This is a genomic window from Streptomyces syringium (genome assembly GCF_017876625.1).
In the GTDB taxonomy this organism is placed as follows: domain Bacteria; phylum Actinomycetota; class Actinomycetes; order Streptomycetales; family Streptomycetaceae; genus Streptomyces; species Streptomyces syringius.
Genome location: NZ_JAGIOH010000001.1, coordinates 2,339,711 through 2,361,196 on the forward strand (window position 1 = coordinate 2,339,711; position 21,486 = coordinate 2,361,196).

At 73.6% G+C, this 21,486-nt stretch carries 18 protein-coding genes; 5 read left to right on the forward strand and 13 right to left on the reverse strand.

Annotation, left to right across the window (positions count from 1 at the left end; genetic code table 11):
- The first annotated feature begins 33 nt into the window (after positions 1-33).
- The 3 genes from JO379_RS10330 (at position 34) to JO379_RS10340 (ending at position 3,256) form a co-directional block, all read left to right on the forward strand.
- The gene (locus JO379_RS10330; protein ID WP_209514685.1) at positions 34-1,035 is read left to right on the forward strand and encodes an N-acetylmuramoyl-L-alanine amidase; all 1,002 of its coding nucleotides are present in this window, start codon (positions 34-36) and stop codon (positions 1,033-1,035) included.
- A 163-nt stretch (positions 1,036-1,198) separates the two neighbouring features.
- Positions 1,199-2,080 carry a hypothetical protein gene (locus JO379_RS10335; RefSeq protein ID WP_130877519.1) on the forward strand — a complete coding sequence of 294 codons (882 nt, stop codon included), beginning with the start codon at positions 1,199-1,201 and terminating at the stop codon, positions 2,078-2,080.
- Positions 2,081-2,245: 165 nt separating this feature from the next.
- Entirely contained in the window at positions 2,246-3,256 is a 1,011-nt protein-coding gene (locus tag JO379_RS10340; protein ID WP_209514687.1) for an LLM class F420-dependent oxidoreductase, read from the forward strand.
- A gap of 27 nt (positions 3,257-3,283) precedes the next feature.
- Here the strand turns inward: JO379_RS10340 and JO379_RS10345 are convergent, their stop codons facing one another.
- From JO379_RS10345 to JO379_RS10365, 5 genes are all read right to left on the reverse strand, one after another.
- Positions 3,284-4,753, reverse strand: coding sequence for a M1 family metallopeptidase (locus tag JO379_RS10345; RefSeq protein WP_209514689.1), 1,470 nt, complete (start codon positions 4,751-4,753; stop codon positions 3,284-3,286).
- Positions 4,753-5,541 carry a maleylpyruvate isomerase family mycothiol-dependent enzyme gene (locus JO379_RS10350; protein WP_130877522.1) on the reverse strand — a complete coding sequence of 263 codons (789 nt, stop codon included), beginning with the start codon at positions 5,539-5,541 and terminating at the stop codon, positions 4,753-4,755. The genes JO379_RS10345 and JO379_RS10350 overlap by 1 nt, the downstream gene beginning before the upstream one ends.
- Before the next feature lie 274 nt (positions 5,542-5,815).
- Positions 5,816-6,886, reverse strand: a complete 1,071-nt coding sequence (locus JO379_RS10355; RefSeq protein ID WP_209514692.1) for a prenyltransferase — start codon at positions 6,884-6,886, stop codon at positions 5,816-5,818.
- Entirely contained in the window at positions 6,883-7,662 is a 780-nt protein-coding gene (locus JO379_RS10360) for a class I SAM-dependent methyltransferase (RefSeq protein WP_130877524.1), read from the reverse strand. Before JO379_RS10360 ends, JO379_RS10355 begins: the two co-directional genes overlap by 4 nt.
- Positions 7,663-7,756: 94 nt before the next feature.
- On the reverse strand, positions 7,757-9,115 hold the full coding sequence (locus JO379_RS10365; protein ID WP_130877525.1) for a glycosyltransferase family 4 protein: 1,359 nt from the start codon (positions 9,113-9,115) through the stop codon (positions 7,757-7,759).
- A gap of 220 nt (positions 9,116-9,335) precedes the next feature.
- Here JO379_RS10365 and JO379_RS10370 point away from each other — a divergent pair, with 220 nt between their 5' ends.
- Together JO379_RS10370 and JO379_RS10375 are read left to right on the forward strand one after the other, a co-directional pair.
- Entirely contained in the window at positions 9,336-10,097 is a 762-nt protein-coding gene (locus JO379_RS10370; RefSeq protein ID WP_130877526.1) for a TetR family transcriptional regulator, read from the forward strand.
- A gap of 217 nt (positions 10,098-10,314) precedes the next feature.
- On the forward strand, positions 10,315-10,926 hold the full coding sequence (locus JO379_RS10375; protein ID WP_130877527.1) for a response regulator transcription factor: 612 nt from the start codon (positions 10,315-10,317) through the stop codon (positions 10,924-10,926).
- 34 nt (positions 10,927-10,960) lie between these two features.
- On the opposite strand, the gene JO379_RS10380 is transcribed toward JO379_RS10375, so the two are convergent.
- From JO379_RS10380 to JO379_RS10415, 8 genes are all read right to left on the reverse strand, one after another.
- Positions 10,961-12,718 carry an ATP-binding cassette domain-containing protein gene (locus JO379_RS10380; RefSeq protein WP_209514694.1) on the reverse strand — a complete coding sequence of 586 codons (1,758 nt, stop codon included), beginning with the start codon at positions 12,716-12,718 and terminating at the stop codon, positions 10,961-10,963.
- Positions 12,719-13,025: 307 nt separating this feature from the next.
- On the reverse strand, positions 13,026-14,915 hold the full coding sequence (locus JO379_RS10385; protein WP_209514696.1) for an ABC transporter ATP-binding protein: 1,890 nt from the start codon (positions 14,913-14,915) through the stop codon (positions 13,026-13,028).
- Between the two features lie 143 nt (positions 14,916-15,058).
- Positions 15,059-15,196: a SapB/AmfS family lanthipeptide gene (locus JO379_RS10390; RefSeq protein ID WP_130877530.1), complete on the reverse strand. Its 138-nt coding sequence runs from the start codon at positions 15,194-15,196 to the stop codon at positions 15,059-15,061.
- Position 15,197: 1 nt separating this feature from the next.
- Complete coding sequence (lanKC, locus tag JO379_RS10395) at positions 15,198-17,879, reverse strand: class III lanthionine synthetase LanKC (protein WP_209514698.1); 2,682 nt, start codon at positions 17,877-17,879, stop codon at positions 15,198-15,200.
- Positions 17,880-18,046: 167 nt separating this feature from the next.
- A complete protein-coding gene (locus JO379_RS10400; protein ID WP_209514701.1) occupies positions 18,047-18,283 on the reverse strand; it encodes a ferredoxin in 237 nt (78 codons plus the stop codon).
- Complete coding sequence (locus JO379_RS10405) at positions 18,283-19,743, reverse strand: aldehyde dehydrogenase (RefSeq protein ID WP_209514703.1); 1,461 nt, start codon at positions 19,741-19,743, stop codon at positions 18,283-18,285. The genes JO379_RS10400 and JO379_RS10405 overlap by 1 nt, the downstream gene beginning before the upstream one ends.
- A 171-nt stretch (positions 19,744-19,914) precedes the next feature.
- Positions 19,915-21,027: an NAD(P)/FAD-dependent oxidoreductase gene (locus JO379_RS10410; RefSeq protein WP_209514705.1), complete on the reverse strand. Its 1,113-nt coding sequence runs from the start codon at positions 21,025-21,027 to the stop codon at positions 19,915-19,917.
- Positions 21,028-21,113: 86 nt separating this feature from the next.
- Positions 21,114-21,485, reverse strand: coding sequence for a DoxX-related protein (locus JO379_RS10415; RefSeq protein WP_130877535.1), 372 nt, complete (start codon positions 21,483-21,485; stop codon positions 21,114-21,116).
- Position 21,486 lies beyond the last annotated feature (1 nt).

Sequence of the window (21,486 nt, forward strand, 5' to 3'; positions counted from 1 at the left end):
CATCGCCGGGTGTCCAACGGCAGGAATTCCCGCATGCCCGGCCGCCTGGGCGGCATCCGCACCCCCCTTCTCCTGGGGCTGGCCGCGTTACTGGCGCTCTCCCTGGCGGGCTGGCTGCTGTGGGACGCCGCCTCGGGCGGTGGTGCGGACGACGCCAAGTCGCCGGTCGCGGCCTCCTCCGCGACGCGTTCCGCACCCTCGGACCGGTCCGGGCAGCCGAGCGGAGCGGGCCGGTCCCAGCAGCCGTCGCCCGCGCGTCCCTCGCCGCTCGTGACGCCCCCGTCGAAGCCGGCGGACCAGGCGTCGCGTCCCGCCGACGAGGCGACGGCGGCGGGGCCGGCCGGCCGGCCCCGCGCCGACGGCCCGCTCAAGGGCAAGGTCGTCGTCATCGATCCCGGTCACAACACCCGTAACCGTGACCACACCGCCGAGATCAACCGGTCCGTCGACATCGGCACCGGGCGCAAGGAGTGCGACACCACCGGCACGTCCACCGACGACGGCTACGCCGAGGCCACGTTCACGCTCGACGTCGCCCACCGCATCAAGTCGATGCTCCAGGACCAGGGCGTCACCGTCAGCTTCACCCACGACGGCGACCGGCCGTACGGGCCGTGCGTGGACGAGCGGGCCGCGATCGGCAACAAGGCGAAGGCCGACGCCGTGGTGTCCGTGCACGCGGACGGTTCGGCGGTCGGCAATCGCGGCTTCCATGTGATCCTGCCCGCGACCGTGCGCGGCGGCCGGGCGGACACCGCGCCCATCGTCGGGCCGTCGAAGGAGCTCGGCGCGCGGATCGCCGGGAACTTCGTACGGACGACCGGGAGCGCGCCGTCCAACTACATCGGGGGCGGCACCGGCCTGGACACCCGGGGCGATCTGGGCGGCCTCAATCTGTCCACCCAGCCGAAGGTGTTCGTCGAATGCGGCAACATGCGTGACCCGAAGGACGCCGCTCTGCTCACCGACACCGTGTGGCGCGAGAAGGCGGCGCGAGGGATCGCGGACGGCATTACGGACTTCCTGCGAGGGTAGATACCAGCAGGCCACGGCCGTGTCACGAGGGTGATACGAAGGAGACGCCCCGACCGCCCAGGCGATAGGTTCACCCGTACGATGGGGCGGCCACCCCCGCGCCCCCGCAGCTCGCGTATCGGCGACCGCGACGACTTCTGACAGATCTGACAAAGGATTTTAGGTGAACATCCGCTCCCTCACTCGAGGCGACGGCGTGGTGATCGGAGCAGCGGTGTTGCTGTTCATCGCCTCGTTCCTCGATTTTTACTCCGTCGATTGCAGTGGCCAGTTCTGCGACAAGTCGGAACTTCCCAACCTGTGGGACTCGAAGCTCTTCCCGGTGCTGCCCACCGTCGTCCTCGCCGGGATCGTCGGCGCGGTGCTCATCATCGCGGGCCGCTTCCAGCCCCAGGGCCGTAATCTGCTCGGGCTCACGCTCGACCAGTGGGGCACCGCTCTGACGGTGTTCGCCGCGTGGTCCTCGCTGTGGACGATGTTCGGTGGCGCTCTGGAGGACAACGACAAGGTCGGTGCCGGCGTCGGCCGCATCCTGGCGCTCATCGCGCTGCTCGTGATGGCCGCCGGTGCGCTGCTCACGCAGCGGATCCCCGCGCTGAAGGCCCCGCTGATGGGCGCTCCGGCCCCGCAGGCCCCGTCCCCGTACGGTGCCGGTCCGGGCTACGGCTACCCGGGTCCGGGCGGCATGCAGCAGGGTCAGGCCCCGTACGGCGCGCAGCAGCAGCCCTACGGCGCGCAGACCGGCCAGACCGGTCAGCCGCAGCACCAGCAGCAGGACCAGTCGGCTCCGGCTCAGGCGCAGCCCGCCGGTCCCGTGGGGGCCCAGCCCGCCGCGGCGCCCGCCGGTGACTTCGCCCCGTTCTGGTTCGCGGTGCCGGTGGCCCGCCCCCTGTACGGGGAGGACGGCTCGCCGACGCAGATCGCCGAGCTGGCGCCCGGCACGTGGTACCTCGCGGTGGACCAGCGCGGTCAGGCGCTCGTCGCGCAGACGCAGGACGGCCGACGCGGCGTGCTGCAGGACACGACGGGCATCCAGCGCGGCTGAGGCACGCGCCGGAGGAAGCTCCGCCATCGAAGGCCCGCCGGGTTGCCCGGCGGGCCTTCGCCGTTCCCGGCACCGGGTCCCTCTTGCCGGGGCCGGCCGGTCGCCCGTACAGTCGCCGGACCTTGCCTGACGGTTCGTCAGTTCCAGCGGAGGGGGCGGCACGGCATGCGACTCGGCCTGGCACTCGGCTACTGGGGCCGCGGCCCCGACCCGCGGCACGTGGAGCTCGCCCGGCAGGCCGAGCGGCTGGGCTACCACTCGGTGTGGACGTCGGAGTCCTGGGGCTCCGACGCCTTCACCGCGCTCACCTGGATCGCCGCCCGCACGAGGCGGATCCTGCTCGGCACGGCCGTGGCCCAGATGGCGGCCCGCGCACCGACCGCCACGGCGATGCACGCACTGACGCTCGACCACCTCTCCGGGGGCCGGGTGCTGCTCGGGCTGGGGCTGTCGGGGCCGCAGGTGGTGGAGGGGTGGTACGGGCGTCCGTTTCCGGCGAGTCCGCTGACCGCTACGCGCGAGTATGTGGATGTCGTCCGGCAGGTGCTGCGCCGGGAGGCCCCCGTCACGCTCGACGGCCGCTTCCATTCCCTCCCCTACACCGGCCCCGGAGCCTGCGGCCTCGGCAAGCCGCTGAAGTCCGTGACCCACCCGCTCCGCTCCGGGCTGCCGGTCCTGCTCGGCGCGGAGGGCCCCCGGAACATCGCCCAGACCGCGCGGATCGCCGACGGCTGGCTGCCGCTGTACTGGTCGCCCGAGCGCGCGGACGTCTACACGGCCTCGCTCGGCGAGGTGCCCTCCGGGTTCATGGTCGCGCCCATGGTGCGGGCGCGGATGTGTGCCGATGTCGCCGAGGGGCTGCGGCCGGTGAAGGAGATGCTCGGCTTCTACATCGGCGGGATGGGGCACGCGACCCGCAACTTCCACGCCGACCTGATGGCGCGGATGGGCTTCGGGGACGCGGCGACGCGGGTGCGGGAGCTGTTTCTCGCGGGGCGGCGGGCGGAGGCGGTGGAGGCGGTCCCGGACTCCTTCGCCGACGAGATCTCCCTGGTCGGGCCGAGGGAGCGGATCGCCGAGCGGCTGACGGCGTGGCGCGCGGGGCCGGTCACGGATCTGCTGGTGACCGCGCCCGACCCGGAGACGCTGCGGGTGCTGGCCGAGCTCAACACGTGAACGGGAGCCCGGCCCGGCGGCAAGGCCCTACGACACCGCTGTCGCGCCCCTCGGGGGCTTGGCCTTCCCGTACAGCCAGGCCTCGAAGAGCTTGCCCAGGTCCTTGCCGGACTTCTTCTCGCACAGGTCGATGAACTCGCGGGTCTCGGCGTTGCCGTGCCGGTGTTCCTTCGTCCAGGTGCGGAGGATGTCGAAGAAGGTCTTGTCACCGACGGCTACGCGCAGCTTGTGCAGCACCATCGCGCCCCGGCCGTAGACGGGGTCGCCGGACACGTCGTCGGCGGGCGGGCTGCCGGGCGGGAAGTCCCAGATGTTCTTGCTGAGCTTGTCGGTGCCGTCGTAGAAGTCCTGGAATATCTTCTCCACGGTCCGGCCGCCGGTCTTCTCCTCCCACATCCACTCGGCGTAGCTCGGGAAGCTCTCGTTGAGCCACATGTCCCGCCAGGTACGGGGGGAGACGGAGTTGCCGAACCACTGGTGCACCAGCTCGTGCACCACCAGCAGGTCGTCGGGCGCGTGCGGGAAGTACGGCTTGGCCTGGGTCTCCAGGGCGTAGTCGACGTCGGGGTTGTTGTCGACGACGGCGCCGGTGCCGCTGAAGGGGTACGGGCCGAAGAGTCCGCTCCCCCACTCGACGACCTTGGGTATGAGCTTCTCGACGCCCTTGCTCCGCTCGGCCTCGTCCGGGTCGATGGCGACGTACACCGGAAGGCCGTCCTTCGTCTTCGTCTCGGAGACGGTGAAGTCCCCGACGGCGACGCTGGCGAGATAACTGGCCATGGGCTCGGCGGTGTGCCAGGCGAAGGTGGTCCGCCCGTCCTCGGCGACCTTCTTGCGCTTCAGCTCGCCGTTGGCCACGGCGGTGAAGCCCTTGGGGACGGTGACGTCGATGTCGTAGGTGGCCTTGTCGGAGGGGTGGTGGTTGCCGGGGAACCAGGTCATCGAGCCCATGGGCTCGCCGAGGCTCACCGAGCCGTCGTCGGTCTCGACCCAGCCCTCCTTGCCGTCGTCCGCGTCGACGACGCGCTGGGGCGTGCCGTCGTAGACGATCTTGGCCTCGAATTCGTCTCCCTTGCCGATCGTCGAACGGGGCGTCACCGTCAGCTCGTCGCCCTTGCGGGAGACCCGTGCGGACTTCCCGTCGACCAGCGCGGTCCGTACCTTCAGGCCCTTGAAGTCGAGGTTGAACGCGTTCAGTTCCTGCTTGGCCCGGGCCTTGACGACGGCGATGCCGTGCAGCTCGTTCCCCTCGGGCACGTAGTCGAGGGTGAGCCCGTAGTGGCGGACGTCGTAACCGCCGTTGCCCAGGCGGGGGAAGAGCGGATCGCCGACACCCGCCACCCCGGGCTGCCCGGCGGCGGCAGCGGCCACGCCACCGCCGCCGTCGCCCGTACAGGCCGCGACGAGCAGCAGGGCCGCCGGCAGTGCACCGCGCAGCAGTCGGCGCGGTGCGAGCGTCCGGCGCCCGCCGTCGGATATGTGCTCGTCGGTTCGCATCAGAAGGTGACCCGCTCCAGCCAGAAGTCGAGCAGCTCGCGGTCGCCGAGCACCTCGACGCGGTCGGTGTCCGCCGGGAGGCGGCGGTAGAAGACCCGCAGGACGTCGGTGAGCGGCCCGCGCAGGGCGACGGCCGCCTTCTCGTGGGCGCGCCGCCAGGTGGCGCGCTCACCGGTGAGGTCGACGAACCACTCCGCCTCCAGCTCGGCGGGGGTGTCCGTGGCGTGCAGATGAATGGTGCGGCCGGGGCCGAGCAGCTCCTTGAGCTCCGGCTTGCGCTCCACGGTCTGCGGATAGCTGCCGATCTCCAGCCATTCGTCGATGCAGTCCGCCGCGAGATCGGCGTCGAGGGTGAAGTCGAGGCCGGCGGTCACAAAGGCGTCGGCCCGGTGGATCACCGTCTCGTGCGCCATCCGGCGGGCCCAGAAGCCCGGCGTCTGCCGCGGCGCCCAGCTCCACACCTCCTCGGTGGGATCCGCGGCGCGCAGGGTCCGCGCGAGCGCCTCGGCACCCTCGGCCAGCCACGCGTCGAGCCCGGCCGCGTCGAGCGGATCCGGGCCGGCCGCGCCGGGGACCGCATCGGGGCCCACGGGCTCGCTCGCACGCGTCCGCACGATCGTCTCGGCCCAGCGGTGCGCGCCGCCGACGTGCAGGACCAGCTCGCTGAGCGACCAGTCGGGGCAGGTGGGGACGGTGGTGGAGAGGTCGGTGCCGTGCAGTGCCGAACGCAGCAGTCCGGTCTGGGCTTCGACCTCGGAGCAGTAACGGTCGTGACTGAGAAGGCTCATGACGTCACTCTAGAACGGGCCACTGACAACCCCTTTGGCCGGGACGGCCCTTGGGGCGGAGCGGCTCCCTCCGGGGGTGGTGGGCTTGACTCCTCCCAGCGTGACGCGGGCGGGGGCGCCGGGCGACTCGGCGGGGGCCGTTCGAGTGGGGTTCCGGATTTCCGCAGTCCCGCCCGGCGGCCGCCGGGACCCGGCCGGCATGCTGCTGCCGGTCAGCGGGCTCGCGGCGCCGGATGCGGCCGGACGGGCCGGCTTCGCCCGGCCGGCCGGCGGGTCAGGCGCAGCAGTCCGGTTCCAGGCCGTACGGGAGGCGTTCGCCGCCGAAGACCGTGGTGGTCGCCTCGTCGCCGCCGAGTGCGGCGACGGCCAGGAGCAGTGAGCCGGCGGTCCAGGAGGTGCGCTCCTCCGGCCAGACGGCGTCGTCCTCGTAGACGTAGCCGGTCCAGTACATGCCGTCCTCGGCGCGCAGGTGCTGGATCCACTGGAGGATCGCGACCGCCCGGTCGGACTCGCCCATCGCCCAGAGCGCGAGGGCGAGTTCGCAGCTCTCGCCGCCGGTCACCCACGGCCGGTCGGAGACGCAGCGCACGCCCAGGCCCGGGACGACGAAGCGGTCCCAGCCCGCCTCCAGGCGCTCCTTCGCGGCGGCGCCGGTGACCGCGCCGCCGAGGACCGGGTAGTACCAGTCCATCGAGAAGCGGTCCTTGTCCAGGAACCGCTCGGGGTGGTGCCGGATCGCGTGGCCGAGGAGGCCCACGGCCAGTTCCCAGTCGGGCTGCGGCTCCTCGCGGTGCTCGGCGATGGCGAGGGCGCAGCGCAGCGCGTGGTGGATGGAGGACGAGCCGGTCAGCAGCGCGTCGTCGACGGGGGTGCCGTCGTCCTCCCGCTTCCAGCCGACCTGGCCGCCGGGCTGCTGCAGGCCCAGGACGAACTCGACGGCGGCGAAGACGGTCGGCCACATGCGGTCGAGGAAGGCGTCGTCGCCGGTGGCGAGGTAGTGGTGCCAGACGCCGACGGCGACGTAGGCGACGAAGTTCGTCTCCCGGCCCCGGTCGGTGGGCTCCTCGGGGTCGCCGTCGGCGTACGCGGCGTACCACGAGCCGTCGGAGTTCTGGTGCTCGGCCAGCCAGCGGTAGGCGGCCTCGGCGCGGTCCCGTTCGCCCGCCACGTCCAGGGCCATCGCGGCCTCGACGTGGTCCCAGGGGTCCAGGTGGTGGCCGCGGAACCAGGGTATGGCGCCGTCCGGGCACTGTGTGGCGGCGATGCCCGCGACGGTCTGCGCGACCTGCTCGGCGGTGAGCACCCCGGCGAGGACGAGGCGCTCGGTACGGCCCGGTGTCGTCACGCTCGTCCCTCGCCGGCAGCGGACGTGCTGGACGGGACGGCCGGGGCGGCCGGGGCGTGCGGCTTGGTGGCGTAGGCGACGAAGCTCTTGCCGATGAGGGGGTTGAGGGCCTGCTCGGCGAGGCGGGTGGCCCGTGGCTTCTTCATGATGTCCCAGACCAGCAGCTTGTGGTACGCGCGGACCGGCAACGCTGCGTCCTTACCGTCCTTGCCCACGCCGAAGGCGCACTTCAGCCACCAGTACGGGCTGTGCAGCCCGTGGGCGTGGTGGGTGCCGTACGGCTTGAGGCCCGCCTCGCGCATCCGGTCCAGGAGTTCGTCGCCGCGGTAGATGCGGATGTGGCCGCCCTCGACCTCGTGGTAGGCGTCGGAGAGGGCCCAGCAGATCTTCTCCGGGCCGTAGCGCGGCACGGTGACGGCGATACGGCCGCCGGGCTTGAGGACGCGCACCATTTCGGCGAGCACGCCCTTGTCGTCCGGGATGTGCTCCATGACCTCGGAAATGATGACGACGTCGAAGCTGTCGTCGGGGAAGGGCAGGGCCAGCGCGTCGCCCTCCATGGCGGTGGCGGTGGCGCCCGCCGGGGCCTCACCGGCCTCCTTCATGGCGGCGAACCACTTGGCGACCTCGCGGATCTCCTCGCCGTTGCGGTCGAGGGCCACGACCTGCGCGCCCCGCCGGTAGCACTCGAAGGCGTGCCGCCCTGCGCCGCACCCCAGATCGAGGACGCGGTCGCCTGCGGCGAGCGGGAAGCGGGAGAAATCGACGGTCAGCACGGGCTCTGCCTTCTGGTTCGGGGAATGCGTCCGAGCGGGGTCGTGGGGTGCGGAAGCGGTGGCGGCGCATGCCGGGCGGCCGCCGGGCCGGTGGTCAGGCGGGCTTGCGTCTGGCGGTGGCGCGGGCCGGGGCGCCGCGCCCGGCGCCCTGGGCAGCAATGGCGGCGCGGTAGCGCTCGGCGGTGCCGATGGCGGCCTGCTCCCAGGTGAACCGGGCCAGCACGCGCTCGCGGCCCGCCGCGCCCAGCCGGCGGCGCAGTCCGGTGTCATCGAGCAGCCGGCCCAGTGCGGCGGCGAGCGCTCCCGCGTCACCGGGCGGCACAGCGAGGCACGTCTCGCCGTCGGGGCCCGCGACCTCGGGGATGGCGCCGCCGGTGGTGGCCACCAGCGGGGTGCCGGTCGCCATGGCCTCGGCGGCGGGCAGCGAGAAGCCTTCGTAGAGGGAGGGGACGCAGGCGATCTGCGCCGAGCGGACGAGGTCGACGAGCTCGGCGTCGGTGATGCCCTTGACGAACTCGACGGCCCCTTCGAGCCCGTACCGCTCGATGGCGGCGGCGACCGGGCCGCCCTCGGCGCGCTTGCCGACGACAACGAGGTGGGCGTCGGGGTTCTCCGTACGGACCTTGGCGAGCGCCTCGATGAGGAAAACGAGTCCCTTGAGGGGGACGTCGGCGCTGGAGGTGGTGACGATCCGGCCGGGCACCTCGGCGACGGCCGGGTCCGGAGAGAAGAGCTGGGTGTCGGCGCCGATGTGGACGACGTGGATGCGCTCGTCGCGCACCCCGAGGTGGTCGACTATCTCCTGGCGCGAGGAGCCGGAGACGGTGAGCACGGACGGCAGCCGCCGGGCGACGCGCTTCTGCATCCGGGTGAAGCCGTACCAGCGGCGCACGGAGGCGCGGCGCTGCCAGCTGTCGGCGGCGTCGAGGTCCAGCTGCCGGTCGACGGTGATGGGGTGGTGGATCGTCGTGACCAGCGGGGTGCCGAGGTTGCCGAGGAGGCCGTAGCCGAGGGTCTGGTTGTCGTGGACGACGTCGAAGTCGCCGCGCCGGGCCAGCAGATGGCGGCGGGCCCGCAGGCTGAACGTGAGCGGCTCGGGGAAGCCGCCGGTCCACATGGTGCCGACCTCCAGCGCGTCGATCCAGTCGCGGTACTCGTCGCGCTTGGGCGTGCGGAAGGGGTCCGGCTGGCGGTAGAGGTCGAGGCTGGGCAGCTCGGTGAGAGTCACCGCGCCGGGTCCGGTGCCCTCGTCCAGGACGGGATAGGGCTGGGAGCCGATGACCTCGACGGTGTGGCCGAGCCGGGCGAGCTCACGGGAGAGATGACGGACGTAGACGCCCTGGCCGCCGCAGAACGGGTTCCCCTTGTACGTGAGCATCGCGATGCGCAGCGGTCGGCCGACGTCCTGGTCAAGGAGGTGGGATGTCGTTGCCTCAGCGGCCTCAGCGGTCACTCGGCGGCCTCCTTCTCACTGCGATTCCGCCGGAGCGTAACCGGTCGCGGTAATCTAGAACAAGTTTCAGACCGAGTCGTCCAGAAGTCACGAATCTACCGGCCTCACGGCAACGCGCCGGAGCCGGATCAGGTGATTCGCGCCACGACCCGGCCCCTGCCATGCTGTGCCGTCCGGGCTGTACAGACACCGCTGGATGGATTGCCACGGAATGGGACATATGACGACGGAACCCAAGTCGGCGACCACCTCGGTCGCGATCGCCTCGTCCGGTCTCCCCCTGACCGAGCGTCAGGAGGCGCGGCGGCGCCGGATCCTGCACGCCACCGCCCAGCTGGCCGGCCGCGGCGGCTTCGACGCGGTGCAGATGCGGGAGGTCGCCGAGTCCTCGAGCGTCGCGCTCGGCACGCTCTACCGCTATTTCCCCTCGAAGATCCATCTGCTGGTCGCCACGATGCAGGACCAGCTCCAGCACCTGCACGAGACGCTGCGCAAGCGGCCGCCCACCGAGGAGGAGCCCGCCGCCCGGGTCGCGCAGACGCTGATGCGGGCGTTCCGCGCGATGCAGCGCGAGCCGCATCTGGCCGACGCGATGGTGCGCGCCCTCACCTTCGCCGACCGGTCGGTGAGCGCCGAGGTCGACGCGGCCTCCCGGCTGACGACGACGATCATCCTGGACGCGATGGGGCTGACCGTGCCGCCCACGCCCGCGCAGCTCTCGGCCGTGCGGGTCATCGAGCACACCTGGCACTCGGCGCTGATCACCTGGCTGTCGGGGCGGGCCTCCATCGCGCAGGTGAGGATAGACATCGAGACGGTCTGCCGGCTGATCGACCTGACGTCGGCGGGCCCCGGCCCGACGGCGCCGGGCACACCGGGCGCAACGGCAGGCGCAGCGACAGGCGCAACGGCCAACGGGCGCGCCAAGTCGGGTCGTACCGCGACGAGTCGCACCAAGCCGGGCCGCACCAAACGGCGCTGACCGCCGCGCGTGACCACCTTCCCGCTCCGGCGTCCATGGGCATGGGGAGGCGCATTCGCTCACACTTGGGGCGCACGCGGCGAGTTTCGTGCGCCCTTGCGCCCCCCGCACGTTCGGTTTCGGCGCCCGTGACAGTGGCACACGCCGGTAAGTATTTACCGACGTGCCCGACGTAGCGCTCGCTACCCGGGGAGCGCGAGCGGGGAGAGGCGGGAACGTGATCCGGGTCCTTCTGGTGCACGACACCTATCTGCTGCGGACGGCGCTGGCCGCGCTGATCGGCAGGGAGGCCGATCTCGAGGTGTCCTCCACGTCCTGGCCGGGAGCCGTCGCGACCTCGCGGACGCTGCGGCCACAGGTGTGCGTGGTGGACATGGACAGCGCCGACGCGGTCGGTCCGCGCGGCATCCGGGAGCTGTCCCGTCGATGTTACGAAGGGGACGGTGGTTTCTCCTTGCTGGCCCTGGCGAGCGCGGGACGGCCGGGTCCCCTGCGCCGGGCCTATGAGGAGAGGGCCCTGGGGTTCTTGAGCAAAAACGCTTCTCCTGATCGGCTGGTCGAGGGCATCCGGCATGTCGCCAAGGGCGAGCGCTACATCGACGAGTCGCTCGGCTTCGGCTTCCTGGAGGCGTCGGAGATGCCGCTGACGCGACGGGAACTCAGCGTATTGTCGCTGGCCGCCGAGGGCGCCTCCATCGGGGAGATCGCCCGCAGTCTGTGTCTGTCGAACGGAACCGTACGCAATTACATGGCCGCCATCACCCGTAAGACCGGCGCCCGCAACCGGGTGGACGCCATACGGATCTCCCAGTGCGCGGGGTGGGTCTAGCCGCAGCCCCAGGCCGGGCGGCGGCGGGCCCGGCTCAGACGTGCCCCGCGTGCCAGCGCCCCACCAGATCGCGGTAGAGGACCGAGGAGTCGAGCAGTTCGTCGTGGCGCCCGCAGACGGCGCGGGCGCCGTCCATCACCAGCACCCGGTCGGCCCTGCGCGCGGAGCTGATCCGGTGCGCCACCACGATCAGGGTGCCGGGCCGCTCGGCGAAGGCGCGCTCCGCGCGCGCTTCCGCCGCGGGGTCCAGATAGCAGGTCGCCTCGTCCAGCAGCACGAGCGGCGCGGGGGACAGATGGGCCCGGCCCAGCGCGATCAGCTGCCGCTCCCCCTGTGACAGCGCGGCCGGGTCGACTTCCGCGTCCAGCCCGCCCAGCCGCTCCACCAGCGCATCGAGCCCCACGGCCGCCACCGACGCCGCGACGGCCTCGGGGGGCGCCCCGCCGGGGCGGAGGTAGAGCAGGTTCTCCCGGACGGTGGCGGTGAAGACGTAGGCCTGCTGCGGGATCAGCACCCGCTGCCGCGCCCACTCCCGGCCGGGGGCCGCCGCCGGCCCGGCCACGGGCTGCCCCGCCACCCGCACCTCGCCCCGGTCCGGGGCGAGCAGCCCCGCGACGAGTCCCGTCAGGGTGGACTTGCCGATGCCGCTGGGGCCGACCACCACCAGGTGCTCGCCGGGCTCCACCACGAGGTCGAGGTCCCGGACGACGGGGTGGGCGCGCGGCCCGTAGGCGAAGGTGACCGACCGCAGCTCGACGCGCGGCGGCTGCGCGGGCGCCGCCGGCGCCCGCTCGTCGCCGTGCGCGGGCAGGTCTCCGTCGGGCCCCGAGGTGAGGCGGTCGAGCACCACCAGCAGCCGGGTGCCCGCCGCCCCGAGGGCGTTCATCAGGGTGTGCAGGGCGGGCAGCAGCGCCTGGACGAGATAGGTGAGCGCGCCGAGCAGCTCGCCCGCGGTCAGGCCCCGGTCGAGCAGCCAGGGTGCGGCGACGAGCAGCAGCACCACCGGCAGTTGCCCGGCAACGCCGAGTGCCAGGGCGCGGACGGCCGCCCACCCGGCGAGCGAGCGGGCCGCCCGGACCTCGGCGGAGATCAGCGCGTCCGTCCGCTCGGCGGCCTGCCGCTCCGCGCCGCACGCCACCACGTCGCGCAGTCCCTCGGCGAGCGCGCCGAACTCGGTGGACATGCGTTCGTCGGCGCTGAGGAAGTCCTGCTGCCGGTCGGCCATCGGCGCCAGCGTGGCCACGAACAGCGCCAGACCCAGCAGCAGGGGCGGCACCACGACCAGCAGCAGGAGCGGCGCGAGGGAGGCGAGGCCCAGCAGCGCCCCGGCCGCCGTGAAGACGAACGAGCGGGCCACCAGCACCAGCCCCGCGAAGCTGTCGCGGGCCAGCTCGGTCTGGTGGGTCAGCCGGGAGACCACGGCGCTGTCGGCTCGCCCCCCGCCGGTCACGGCCTCCCCCAGCGACCGGGTCACCACCCGGCGCACCAGCCCGTCCCGGAGCGGCTCCACGAGATCGGCCAGCCCACGGAACACCCCGCCCGTGGCGAGTCCGCCGACGACGATCGTCACGGCGGCGAGCGCCAGCCAGCCGAGCCCGACGCCGGGCCGGCCCGCCAGGAATCCGTCGTCGAGGGCGCGGGCGACGCTGTAGCCGCCGAGGAAGGTCTGCGCGGACTCCAGCAGGGACCAGCCGCCGAGCGTCAGCAGCACGCGCTTGCGGCACGCCAGAAAGCGTTTTGCCTTCGGCAGGACACGGCGGGCGGGACCGGGCCGCGTGCGGGTGCCGGTCACCGGGCAGCACCCCGCCCGGCGGCGCGCCTACCGGCAGGGGCGGCGGCCCCGGCCCGGCCGAGTCCCGGCGGAGTGGTCCGCCACCTCGCGGCAGCGATGGTGCGCTGGGCGCGCCCTCGCCCCGGCCGGACGACCCACACGGCCTTCGGCAGCACGCGGCGGGCGGGACCGGGCCGCGTGCGGGTGCGGGTGCCGCATCGGAACACACCCCGCCCGGTGGCGCGCCTACCGGCAGGAGCGGCGGCCGGATCACGGCCATGCCCGCCGGGCCGCTCGCTGCCCCGGGTGACGCCCCGCGCGCTGTCACTCACCGGGCCGCCCCCGTTCCGTCGGCACGTTCGGCCTCCGGCTCCGCCGAATCCTCCGGCTCGTCCGCGAACACCGCCCGGTAGTCCGCCAGTTGCCAAAGTTCCTCGTGCGGGCCGACGGCGCGGACGCGGCCGTTCTCCAGCCAGGCGACGCGGTCCGCGCGGGCCGCCGAGGAGACGCGGTGCGCGATCAGCAGCCGGGTGCCCGCGCGGACCTCGCCGACCAGGGCCCGTCCCACCTGGACCTCCGTGACGCTGTCCAGGCTGGAGGTGGCGTCGTCGAGCACCAGCAGCCGGCCCGCGTGGGCGAAGGCCCGGGCCAGGCCGAGGCGTTGCAGCTCGCCGCCCGACAGCGGCGCGTCGGCGAGGGCGGTGCCGTACCCGCGTGGGAGCAGCCGGATGAAGCGGTCCGCGCTGGCCGCGCGCGCGGCGGCCTCGACGGCGGGCCCGTCGGGGGCGTACGCCCCGAAGGCGACGGCACCGCCGACCGTGTCGCCGAACAGCGCGGGCCGCTCGAAGGCGTACCCGATCTCCCGCCGCAGCTGCACGGGGTCCGCCTCGGTCAGCGGCACGCCGTCGAGCAGCACCTGTCCGCTGCCGGGGTCGGTCAGCCGGCCTGCGACGGCGGCCAGGACGGACTTGCCCGCGCCGGAGCGGCCCACGACGGCCGTCGTCGTACCGCCGGGAACCACCAGGTCGACGCCGCGCAGCACCTCGCAGCCCCCTCGGGTGACGCTCACGCCCCTCAGTTCGAGCCGGCCGGGGCCGTCCGGCGGCAGCGGCCTGGTGCCGTACGGCATGGCGGGCAGCGCCAGGAGTTCGGCGGTGCGGCGGGCGGCGGCGCGGCTGCGCACCAGGGAGTTGAGCCGGCCGATGACCGAGCCGACGCCGGCGGCGAGCGCCGCGTAGCGGGTGGCGGCCAGCAGTTCGCCGACGCTCAGGTCGCCGGCGGCGAGGCGCACCCCGCCGACCGCGAGGACGGCTGTCTGCAACAGCGGCACCAGGATGCCGCCCTGGACGACGGCACGCCCGTACACCTGCCACATGCGCCGCCCCTGGGTGCTCAGTTCGGGCAGTGGTGCGAGGACCCGGTCGCGTTCGCGCCGGGCGGTGCCGGCGGCGGCGACGGTGCGGGCGCCGCCGAGGGCCTCGACGAGCCGGGCGGCGAGTTCGCCCTGCACGCGCTGGTAGCGCGAGACGCTGTCGGAGGAGCTGCGGGCGAAGGCGCGCAGGAAGAGGAACAGCGCCGGGGCCCCGGCGAGGAAGACCGCGGCCAGCCAGAGGTCGATGAAGGCGAGGGCGATCAGCCCGCCGAGCGGGGTGATCAGCGCGGCGAGGCCGGTGGCGGCGGTCGTCGGGGCGGTGCCCGCCTCGGCCGCGTTGCCGGTCAGCCGGGTGACGAGGTCGCCGGGGGTGAAGCGGGAGGCGTGGTGCGGGCCGGCGGCGAGCAGCCTCCGGGCGCCAAGGCGGCGGAGCCAGGAGCCGGCGCGCGCGTTCGTGGTGCCGGTGACGAAGGCCGTCAGGGCTTCGAGGAGGACCTCGGCGCCGATCAGGGCGGCGCACAGGGCCGTCCAGAGGTACGGGGAGGGGCCGTGGCCGAGGGTCAGGTCGAGGGTGTGGCCGAGCGCGGCGGGCAGGGCGAGGGCACAGCCCGCCGTCACCGTGCTGAGCAGGCAGATCGCGGTGGTGCGGCCGGCGCTGTGCCGGGCGGCTGCCAGCAGCAGCCGGTCGGCGGAGGGCCCGGCGGTGTCGCGCGCCCGTGTGCCGTCGTCCACCCGTACGTTGTCGCGCGCCCGTGCGTCACCGCCCGCCCGGCCCTCGTCGCGGGGCCTGTGTCCGTCGGGCGGTGCGGGGTCCGTGGCTCCCGGTGTGCGGGGCGTCGTGGCCATACGCGGTGGGTCCTCGTCCGTGGGCGTGGCCGGGGCGCGAACCGGTCCCGGGCGGCGGTGCGCCCGGGACCGGTTCGACCGTGAGCGCGGGTTACGTCACCACGATCGTGACGTGGCGGTCTGCGACCGCCGTGCGCCCGCGATCAGTTGCAGGTGACGACCGACAGGCTGCTGTCACCACAGAGCAGCAGGCTGGCGCGGCTACCGCCACCGCCACCGCCGAACTCGTTGGTCACCTCGGCCTTGGGGGTCTCCATCGTCTGCAGGTCGAGAAGGGTCATGTCAGTTCCTCTCACTCGTGGGGACGGGGTGTTTTTCTGTACGACCCCGAAGGGCCGGCTCTGGGGGCCGCCGGAGCGGCGGGAGGAAGGGCAGGTGCACCGGTGCGGTGTGGAGGGCGCTGCCCAGGGCGAGCAGACAGCCGGCGGTGCCGGTGGACAGGTCCATCGACAGGCGCATCATCTGCTCGCCGGGGAAGGCCAGATGGCCCTGGAAGGGGACGGCGCCCCAGGCCAGGGAGCCGATCTGGCGGTGCAGGTCGGCGGGGGCGGTGCCGGGTCCGGCGGCCGTGGTGCGGCTCAGGTACAGCACCATGCCCGCGGTGCCCCGGAAGAGGCCGGGCTGCGCGTAGAAGGTGGCCTGGGCGGCCCGGACGATCCGGCCCCGCGCCTGCTCGAAGTCCGCGTCGGGCCGGTGGGCGAGGTAGTCGTCGAGCAGCATGCCGATGCCGACGCTTCCGGCGCCGAGGTAGGGCATGGTGCGCCAGCCCTCGTCGACCTGGAGGACCTCGCCCACGCCGAGGACGCAGCGGGCGAGGTCGCGGCGGAGGGCGTCGGCGGCGTGGTCGAGGAGTGCGGGCTCGCCGGTGCGTTCGTAGAGGCGCAGCAGGAGCAGGGCGGTGCCGGTGGCGCCGTGGAGGAGGCCGGCGCGGGGCTTGCCGCCCGCCTCGGCGACCGGCTTGGCCATGACCAGTTCCGCGCAGCGCAGGGCCGCGTCGTGGAGGGCGCTCTCGCCCGTGGTGGTGGCCAGGGAGTCGAGGGCGAGGCCGAGGCCGGCGAGGCCGCTGTGCAGGTCGGGGGCGATCTGGTCCCAGTTCTGGGCGGTGATCGTCTCGGCGAGTTCCAGGGCGCGGGCGCGGTGGCCGAGCCGTTCGAGGACCCAGGCGACGCCGGCGAGTCCGTCGTAGAAACCGAGGGGGGTGCCGGGCCGGGGCCTCTTGGTGTGGCGCAGCAGCCATTCCTCGGCGTCGCCGCACCGGTCGCGTCCGCCGGTGGCGTCCAGGGCGTACAGCACGCCGGCCGCGCCGTAGGCGAAGCAGATGCCGCCGCCGGTGGCGAACTGGGCGATGTCGCCGGGGAAGCAGCGGTCCTCGCGCTGGGGGGTGGCCGAGGCGAGGACGGCCTCGGTCATGGAGTCGCGGCTGCGCGGCCAGTCGGCGAGGTCGACGGGCAGGTAGCCGTCGGCGGTGACGGGGCCGGCCGGGCCGTCGGGCCCGCTCCCCCGCACGGAATCCGCGGCGGGCGCGGCACGCTCGCCACGCGGCCCGTGGACGATCTCCGCGACCGCCTCGTCGAAGTAGCCGGGCGGCACCGGGAACTGCTCGCGCGCCGTCCGCGCCAGGTGTGCCGCCTTGTGCGGGTCGACGGCGAACAGGCTCGTCAGCGGCAGGAAGAGGGCGATGCGCAGACAGGCCAGGGCGTAGCGGTCGACGTCGAAGCCCTTGCGGTCGGCCGGGGCGACGAAGCCGGGGTTGGCGATGGTCTGGCGGCGGCCCTCGTCGATGTGCGCGGCGGCTTCGAAGTCGAGGAGGACCACCGACTCCTCGTCCTCGGCGACCATGATGTTGAACAGGTGCAGGTCGTTGAAGACGATGCCGCGCGCGTGGACGGCGTCGACGGCCTCCTCGACCAGCCGGTACAGCCGCATCGCCCAGTCCGTGTAGGCGGCGAGGGCCTCGGCGCCGGGGTCCGGGTCGACCAGCGGGTGCCGCCGGGCGAAGAAGGTGTTGAGCGGCCGGCCCTCGATGAATTCGAGCACCAGGAAGTGGTGGTCGCCGAGGGTGAAGTAGTCGTGCACCTCGGGGGTGTACGGCAGCCCCGACAGCGCGCGCAGGGCGTCCCGTTCCCGCTCCAGCCGGGTCACCGCGTCGGCGCCGTCGGCGGCCAGGCCCGCGTGCGGGCGGCCTTCCTTGAGGACGACCTGCCGGTCCGTGCGCAGGTCGGTGCCGACGTAGACGCCGCCGCCGTTGGAGAAGTGCAGGGCGCGGTCGATCCGGTACGGGATGTCGCTGACCGTCGTCGCCGAGCGGGCCGCGAGGTGCGGGGCGAGGAAGTCGGGCAGGCTGATCCAGTCCGGGACGTGGAAGGCGGGGTCCCGGCGGTCTGGCACGAGCACCCCGTCGGCGTTCTCGACGGCCGGGCGCAGCTCGCCCTTGTCGTCGTAGCAGTGCCGCTCGGTGAAGCTGCCGTACCGCACGTACACCGGCCCGTCGCCCCAGCGCAGGTCGGTGAGGATGTACGGGCCCGCCTCGCCGGTCAGCAGGGCGTCGAGGTCCTCGGCGACGGCCCGGCACTGGGCGTCGTCGGCGGGGTAGACGGTGATGAACTTCCCGCTGCCGCCCCGGTCGGCGTACTTGGCGTTGCGGGTGTGCAGGAGGTACGGGCTCGGCACGCACTTGAAGGCGATGCGCCGCGGTACGCAGTAGTCCCAGACGGCGGTGAGGATCCGCTCGGCGTTGTCCAGGCACGCGGAGAGGTGGATCTTCCAGCCCTGGCTGGGAAGTTGGGCGTCGAGCGGCCGGTAGGCGCGCCAGTCGGCGGAGTCGTGGCGCTGCCAGCCGGCGGGAGGCTCGCGCCGGGCGGTCGCGTAGAAGGCGGTGGGGCCGTCGCCGTCGGCGGGCAGGCGGTGCGGGGCGTCGTAGAACCGGCGGTCCGCGTCGCAGTAGACGGCGTAGCCCTTGTTCATCGCACTCCCTCGTCCGGTGACGTCGTGAGGGTTCCACGGCGTCACCGCGAGGGGACAGTCGCATATGTCATGAACCCGCTATGAGGAACGCACGAGTAACAAGGCGACGCGTGTTCCGGTTGTGGGCTCTCTCCGTTCCGGTTGCCGGTACGTCCCCGGGCCCCCGGTCATGCGTCCTCGGGCGGGAAGACCGCGGCACCGTCGTCGAGGGTCCGCAGGGTGATGGCCTCGACGGGGCAGCTCTCCGCGGCGGCGAGCACGGGCCCGGCCGCGTCGGTCTCCGGTTCGGCCGGGTGGGACTGCCGGGCGGTGTCGAGCCGGAACGCCCACGGTGCGATCCCCGCGCACATCCCCGAGCCGACGCAGACGCTCCGGTCGACCTCCACGTGCCAGCGCTCGCTCATCACGGTGCCTCGTAACCGGCGGGCAGGTGGATCGTCTTGTGTTCCAGATAGGCGGCGAAGCCCTCGGGCCCGAACTCCCGCCCCAGGCCGGAATTCTTGTAGCCTCCGAAGGGGCCGAGCATGTCGAGGCTGAAGGTGTTCACGGAGTACGTGCCGGTGCGCACCCGTCGCGCGACATCGATGCCGCGCTCGACGTCACGGGTCCAGACGCTGCCGGAGAGCCCGTAGTCGGAGTCGTCGGCGATGCGGACGGCCTCCTCCTCGTCCTCGTACGGCAGGAGGCAGACGACCGGGCCGAAGATCTCCTCGCGGGCGATCCGCATGGTGTTGGCGACGTCGCCGAAGAGGGTGGGCTCGACGTACCACCCGCGCTCCTGCCCGGCGGGCCGGCCGCCCCCGGCGAGGACCTTGGCGCCCTCGCGCTGCCCGAGCGCGATGTAGTCCAGCGACCGGCGCCGCTGGCGCTCCGCGACGAGCGGGCCGATCTGGGTGGCGGCGTCCAGCGGGTCGCCGACGACGAAGGCGGACGCGGCGGCGGCGAAGCGCTCGGCGAGCTCGTCGTAGTGGGCGCGGGGCGCCAGGACGCGGGTCTGGGCCACACAGGTCTGGCCGTTGTTCATCCAGGCGGCGGGCACGATGCCGGCGACGGCCGCGTCGAGGTCGGCGTCGGGGAGGATGACGGCGGCGGACTTGCCGCCGAGCTCCAGGGTGACGCGGGTGAGATTGCGGGCGGCGGTCGCCATGACCCGCCGGCCCGCCTCCACGGAGCCGGTGAAGGACACCTTGTCGATGCCGGGGTGCCCGACGAGGTACTCGCCGACCTCACGGCCGGCGGGCAGGATCGACAGCACGCCTTCGGGCAGCCCTGCCCCGGCGACGATCTCCGCGAGCAGATAGGCGTCCAGCGGTGTCTCCGGGGACGGCTTGAGGACGACCGAACAGCCGGCCAGCAGCGCGGGCGCGAGCTTGGCGGCCGCCACGAACTGCGGTGCGTTCCACGGCACGACGGCCGCCACGACCCCGACCGGCTCGCGCCGCACGAGCAGCGGTCCGAGGACACCGGCCCGCCGCTCCTCGTAGGGGAAGTCCCGGGCGACGGTGATCGCGCAGTCCCAGACCATCATGGCGCCGAGCGCCTGCCCGAGGACGCTCCAGGAGTAGGGGGACCCGTTCTGCGCGGAGATGACCTCGGCGATCTCCTCGTGCCGGGCGGCGATCGCGTCCTTGATCCGCGTGACGACCTCGATCCGCTCGCCGAGCGGCCGCCGCGCCCAGACCCCGGACTCGAACGCCGCCCGCCCCGCCGCGACGGCCCGGTCCACGTCGGCGCGCGTGGCGTGCGGCACCCGCCCGATGACGCGCTCGGTGTGCGGCGAGACGACGTCGATGGTGTCCGTACCGCCCGGATCGACCATCACCCCGCCGATGAAGAGCTGTTCGTGCTCGATGACTCCACGCATCCGCACTACCTCCCACGACGATCCGGCGACCCGGCCCCCGATCTGACGCTGCATCAGAACTGATAGCAGTTCCGATGGACAGAGGCAATGCGGACCTTCGACTGCGGGGGTGCCGCCTACGGCGGCAAGCGCCCTGCGGGCGCGTCCTCAAACGCCGGACGGGCTGTTTTTTCACCCCGCCTCGGAACGGATCGTGCTGCGCACGACAGCCTCCTTGAAAACTGCCGCGGCGCGTCCTGTCAGGGCGAACCCGCGCGGGCGGTCGTCGGCGCGGGTGAACTGGACGACACCGTCACGCCTGCCGAGGCTGATGTTGGTGAAGGCGTAACCGATCCGGACGGGACCGGGCTCCCGGCCCGTCAGCCGAGCCGCGACGACATCGGCCACACCCCGGCCCATCGGCAGGGCCGCCTGGCAGGACATCCGGCTCGGTGCCCCGGTCACCGACACCCCGGCAGCCGCGTCGCCGACGGCGTACACCTCGGGGTGCGAGAGCGAGCGCAGGGTGGCGTCGACGAGCATCCGGCCGCTCCCATCCGTGGCGAACCCTGCCTCGCGGGCCAGCTCCGGCGCACGGAACCCGGTGGTCCACACCACGGCGTCAGCGGCGAACGACGCACCCCCGCGGATGTCCAGGCCGTCCTCCCGCACCGCCGCGACGACGCTCCTCGGATGAACCGAGACGTCCAGCCGGTCGAGAGCCCGCCGCAGATGGGTCCGGGCTCGCGGCGCGAGCCCGGAGCCGACGTCATCGGCACCGGTGAACAGCCGGACGCGCAGCCCGGGACAGCTCTCGGCCAGCTCCGCGGCGGTTTCCAGGCCGGTCAGCCCTCCGCCGACCACCGCGACCGTGCCGCCGGACGCGATCTCGGCGACCCGGTGCCGCAACCGCGTCGCCTGCTCGAGGTCGGCGACGGCGTAGGCGTGCTCGGCCGCTCCGGGGACCTCGTCGAGCCGCGCCCGGCTGCCCGCCGCGTACACCAGGGTGTCGTAGCCGATCGCTCCGGGCGCGACGTCCAGACACACCCTCCGGCCGGTGGGGTCGATCTCCGTCACGCGTGCGACGACCAGCTGGACCGGGGTACCGCTCAGTTGTCGCCGCAACGACGCCGCCGACCATGGCTGCCCGGCGGCGAACTGATGGAGCCGTACGCGTTCCACGAACCGGTCCGAGGCATTGACCAGCGTGATGGTGACGTCGCCGCGGCGCAGCTTGCGGGCGAGGCGCTTGGTCGCCAACAGACCGGCGTAACCGGCGCCCACGACGACGATGCGATGACTCATGGCATGACTTCCTCTCTGACTGCGACGACTCTGACCGCGCCGGCCTTCGCCGCCGCCTGGGACGGACCGGTCCCCGTGCACCGGCATCAGGCCGCTGATGCGGCCACGGCGACCGCCCACGCGATGTACAGGACGTTCACCACCAGCCGGGCCACCGCGCCGGCCGGCCGCTCCAGCAGCCGGGGCCGGTCCGGCCGCGCGCGTCGCAGCGCGTCCGCGTGGGACACCAGGTAGCAGGCGATCAGGGCGGCGGCGGCCCAGCCCCCGGCCGCCCGGCTGCGCGGAACCAGCACCAGCGCGCCCACCACGACCTCCGCCGCCCCCGTGACGGCCACGAGGAGCCGCTCCCGGCGCAGCCATGCGGGAACCAGCACGCGGAAGTAGCCGGGGGTCAGGAAGTGCAGGACCCCCGTGACGACCAGGAACACCGCCAACCCGGCGGCAGCGATAGCGTGCATG